This window comes from Butyrivibrio sp. INlla16, assembly GCF_900104155.1.
In the GTDB taxonomy this organism is placed as follows: Bacteria; Bacillota; Clostridia; order Lachnospirales; family Lachnospiraceae; genus Butyrivibrio.
The window spans coordinates 1-4,184 of record NZ_FMYB01000113.1; the positions used below are offsets into that span (position 1 = coordinate 1).

The 4,184-nt window shown below is 42.3% G+C and carries 5 protein-coding genes and 2 tRNA genes; 4 read left to right on the forward strand and 3 right to left on the reverse strand.

The features are described from left to right. Positions 1–277 (reverse strand): hypothetical protein (locus BLR42_RS23235; RefSeq protein WP_207648598.1); only part of this gene is annotated, 277 nt, incomplete at its 3' end. Positions 278–293: 16 nt separating this feature from the next. Here BLR42_RS23235 and BLR42_RS22000 point away from each other — a divergent pair. The 4 genes from BLR42_RS22000 to BLR42_RS22010 all read left to right on the forward strand — a co-directional run bounded on the left by BLR42_RS22000 (position 294) and on the right by BLR42_RS22010 (position 3,715). After that, positions 294–890: a CHC2 zinc finger domain-containing protein gene (locus BLR42_RS22000; protein ID WP_091873831.1), complete on the forward strand. Its 597-nt coding sequence runs from the start codon at positions 294–296 to the stop codon at positions 888–890. Then, on the forward strand, positions 862–1,086 hold the full coding sequence (locus BLR42_RS23775; RefSeq protein ID WP_242879474.1) for a hypothetical protein: 225 nt from the start codon (positions 862–864) through the stop codon (positions 1,084–1,086). The genes BLR42_RS22000 and BLR42_RS23775 overlap by 29 nt, the downstream gene beginning before the upstream one ends. Beyond that, positions 1,087–2,313 carry a virulence-associated E family protein gene (locus BLR42_RS22005; RefSeq protein ID WP_242879476.1) on the forward strand — a complete coding sequence of 409 codons (1,227 nt, stop codon included), beginning with the start codon at positions 1,087–1,089 and terminating at the stop codon, positions 2,311–2,313. It abuts the gene before it with no gap. Between the two features lie 136 nt (positions 2,314–2,449). Further along, complete coding sequence (locus BLR42_RS22010) at positions 2,450–3,715, forward strand: tyrosine-type recombinase/integrase (RefSeq protein WP_091873833.1); 1,266 nt, start codon at positions 2,450–2,452, stop codon at positions 3,713–3,715. Positions 3,716–3,796: 81 nt separating this feature from the next. Here BLR42_RS22010 and BLR42_RS22015 read toward each other — a convergent pair. After that, a tRNA-Gly gene (locus BLR42_RS22015) sits at positions 3,797–3,869 on the reverse strand. A 49-nt stretch (positions 3,870–3,918) separates the two neighbouring features. Continuing rightward, positions 3,919–3,991, reverse strand: a tRNA-Gly gene (locus tag BLR42_RS22020). Between the last annotated feature and the right edge of the window lie 193 nt (positions 3,992–4,184).

Sequence of the window (4,184 nt, forward strand, 5' to 3'; positions counted from 1 at the left end):
GTCCATGTCGCTTGGCCAGGTTGACTACATAAAGCCTTGCGTTTGTCGATGTCCCTGTGTATCCAAGCTCCTTGAGTTTATTTGAAATATCTGACTGTGTGCATCCATCATTTATCCATCCGATTATGTAGTTTTTATAACCCTCCAGTTCGGATCTATGTCTGCTTTCGCCCTGGCATATCTTGTCTGGATCCCCATTTAAGTATTTCCTGATTGTCTTATAGTCACGCCCCAATATTCTGGCAATTTCAACTATTGTACACCCATTATCACGCAATTCTTGTGCTTTAAGGATGCATTGGCGTCGCTTTTCTTCTGATGTAATTACCCACTATGGTATAAAGGTAGGCAGCAAAGGGATGTGCTGCTGTCCTTTCCATAATGACAAAAATCCCAGCATGAAGGTCGATACCAGATATCACTGTTTCGGATGTGGGGCTGATGGTGATGCTATTGATTTTGTATCGAACTATTACGGACTGTCCGCTATAGAGTCAGCAAAGAAGGTGAATGAAGATTTCTTCTTAGGAATACAGTTTGGATATGATAGCAAACCTTTAGCAAAAACACCAGAGCAGATCCGTCAGGAAAAGAATCTGGAATTCAGTCGAGATGTAGTCAGGGCTTTCGATATTCTTAGACGGGATGCAATCAATACCCTGTCAAAGTATCACAGGCTTTTATGGGATTGGAAAAAGAAATATGAACCAAAAGATATGAGGGATGCCGACTGGCATCCCTTTTTCGTGGAGGCATTAAACAAACTTGATCTTGTAAATGAGCTTCTTGATGACCTTTGCTTTGGAGAAAGAAGCAAGCAGATCGAGGTGCTGGAGATTTATGGAGAGGAGATAAAGAGTATTGGGGAACGAATTAAAAACTTTGAATAACGATGAACTGTCAAAGATGGCGCAGGTCCTTATAGAATCAGGATTCATGACCGAACTTGCCAAGCAGTACGCAGCAAACAAAGAAAATGAGTCCACTGAAGCCACGGATGAAGTCACAAGACAGCGTGAGCTTGTAAGAGGAATGCTTGAAACAGATATGAAAGGAAATCTTAAGCAGTCCAATATTAACTGTTAGATAGCGCTTCGGGAGGATCCCGTTCTTAAGGATGCCATCAGGTATAACGAGCTAAATGAAAGAATAGATATCATAAAGCCCATGCCATGGAGAAGAACATCCGAGCCTCTGTCTGATGTGGATGAGGCTAATCTTATCACTTACCTTGAGACCTATTACGGGCTTAAGGTTGACAGGATGATAGAAAGGGCTATAAAGACTGTGTCATTTGATAATCCCTACCATCCTGTCAAGGAATACTGGGAGTCACTGGTCTGGGATGGCAAAGAAAGGGTCAGATATGCACTGCACCATTTCCTTGGAGCGCCTTTAACAGAGCTAAACTATCAGGCATTGAAGCTGTTCATGCTTGGAATAATATCAAGAGTCTATGATCCAGGTCACAAGTTTGACTATATGCTCTGCCTTGTGGGCGGTCAGGGTGCTGGAAAGTCAACTTTCCTAAGATTTCTGGCAGTCAATGACAGATATTTCACCGATGATGTGAAAAAGCTGGATGGTGAGGATGTTTTTGAAAAGCTTCAGGGACATCTGATTGTAGAGATGGCTGAAATGCTAGCTGCTATAAGAGCAGCCAATGAGGAAGAGATTAAGGTCTTCATTACAAGGCAGGTTGATGTTTACAGAATCCGCTATGACAAATTTTCTTCCGAACATCCTAGAAAGTGCGTGTTTGCAGGAACTTCCAATAAAAAGCAGTTCCTTCCACCGGATAAATCAGGGAACAGACGATTTATCCCTGTTGAATGCAATGCTTATCTGGCGGAAGTTCACATCCTCAAAGATGAGGAGTCGTCAAGGAAATATATCGAGCAGATGTGGGCTGAAATGATGGTCATCTATAGAAGCGGTGATTTCTCTCTGACGCTTTCAGAAGAAATGGAGAATGAGCTGGAGGAGCTTCAGAAAGACTTCGTGCCCGAGGATCCCATGGAAACATCAATAAGGGACTTCTTAGATGCTACCAAAGAAAACTATGTCTGTGGCAACATGCTCTATTACGAGGCGCTTGGGCACAGCAAGCTCTTTGACAGACCTAAGATGGGTGAATCGAAGATTATCGCCGAAATCATGAACAACATGCCCGGATGGAAATATGTTTCATCTCACAACTTCTTTGAGTATGGCAAGCAGAGGGCATGGAGAAGGGAAGGCACTCCACCAGTGGTCGAGGATCCGGACGGATTTGTCCCTGTCCCCGAACAGATGGAGATACCTTTTACCTGATCTTTATCTATAAACGGATAAACGGTAAACGGAAGAAATAAAAAAATAATTACAGAAAGGATATAAGAATAAAGTTTTAGAGTCGGTTTACGAGGTGCGTTTACACTTCGCTGCCGGCTCTTTTTATGAGGAGAATATGGGGAAAGACAACAGAAACAGATCGCTATTTGCTTTACAGTCAGATTACGGCGGTGCTACACTTTTCCTAGAGGAGAGTGCCGAGATTGCAAATATGAAGATGCAGTATTTGGCACGGAAACGTGTTTTAAGAGTAAAGGAGGCTTTTCTACCTTATACAAGGGAAGGAAGTAAGATCGTCGTCTATGACAAGACCAACAAAAGTTACAAGATAAGGATTCCAAAGGCGCTCAGGAGCGATGACAGAAGTAAGATTACTGCCAAGAGTGAGCAGGAAGCCTATGAGAGGATGTATATATATCTGTTTGGAGATGACAGATATACAGTAAGGTCACTGTTCGAAGAGGTAATGAACAATAAGGAACATGATACTGACACATCTTCTCTTACAGTATCGAGATACCGCCAGATCTGGAACAAGTATTATGAAGATGCTCCGCTTGCAGATATGTCGATATCAGAGATCAAGGCATCAGACCTTAAACAGTTCTTCAAGGATCTAACCGCTGGTCGCGTCATGAGCAGAAAGAACTTCGTCAATATCAAGAGTATCTTCAATGTTGTCTTCGATATAGCTGTTGATAATGACATTGTTACAAGCAATCTAAGCAGAAATATCAGCTGCAAGGACTTAAAATTCAAGGCTGTGGACAATGAAAACATCAGATATACGGATGAAGACAGAGACAAGATACTTGCCTATCTTGATGGACTTGCAGAAAAGACGGGTTATGAATATGGTATTGAGCTTATGTTCTGCCTCTGTGTGAGAATCGGTGAGCTGAGAGCTCTCAGATGGTCGGATGTAGATTTCAGAAAACATACGATTTCAATCTCAAGAGAGATAGTTCTCCGAAAGGGTGATGATGGAAAGAACCATTTCATTGAAGTTAATCACACCAAAGGCGGCGAACATGGAGCGAGAGTACTTCCTTTATCTGAAAGGGCTGAAAAAGCACTGAAAGCGTTAAGAGAACAGCAGGTTGTATCAGATCACATCTGTTGCAACGCAGCCGGAAGTCCACTTGACGGAAACAAATTTAATAAGCACCTGAAAAAGGTAACGGAAGCAGTAGGTATTCCCTATCTTTCAAGTCACAAGATCAGATTCTGGAGTGTTACAGCCCTTGCAAGGGCAACCGGAGGAGATATTCAGACGGTGATGTATGCAGCAGGACATGTTGATAAGAACACTACTCTGCACTATATCAGAGCGGTTCAGAGTGACACACAGGCTGAGAAAATCAGGGAATGCTTCGCTTGAAAGACCAAAAAGACCACTTAAAGACCACTTATTTTTTGCCTAAAACAACTGAAACCCCAGAAAACATCTGGGGTTTCAAAGAGCGATAGACGGGGCTCGAACCCGCGGTCTCCACCTTGGCAAGGTGGCGCTTTACCAACTAAGCTACTATCGCGTATATGTAAACGAGCTAAGCTCGGTTACCACAATATTTGATTTTAAAGAGCGATAGACGGGGCTCGAACCCGCGGTCTCCACCTTGGCAAGGTGGCGCTTTACCAACTAAGCTACTATCGCATATATATTAAGTCGCATCTGCAACGCAAGTTATATAATACACAAGGATATATGTATTGTCAACAAGAAATTTGATATTATATGCATAATATGAAAATAAGTAACTTGTAAAACTAAATTCCACCCCTTTAACACACGACATGGAACTTACTAATTCCAAACTCGGGTATGGAATTTACTAATTCTTATTGAT

Coding starts and splice junctions, on each gene's coding strand:
- BLR42_RS22000 (WP_091873831.1), top strand. CDS start 294: ATGCATTGGCGTCGCTTTTCTTCTGATGTAATTACCCACTATGGTATA.
- BLR42_RS22010 (WP_091873833.1), top strand. CDS start 2,450: ATGGGGAAAGACAACAGAAACAGATCGCTATTTGCTTTACAGTCAGAT.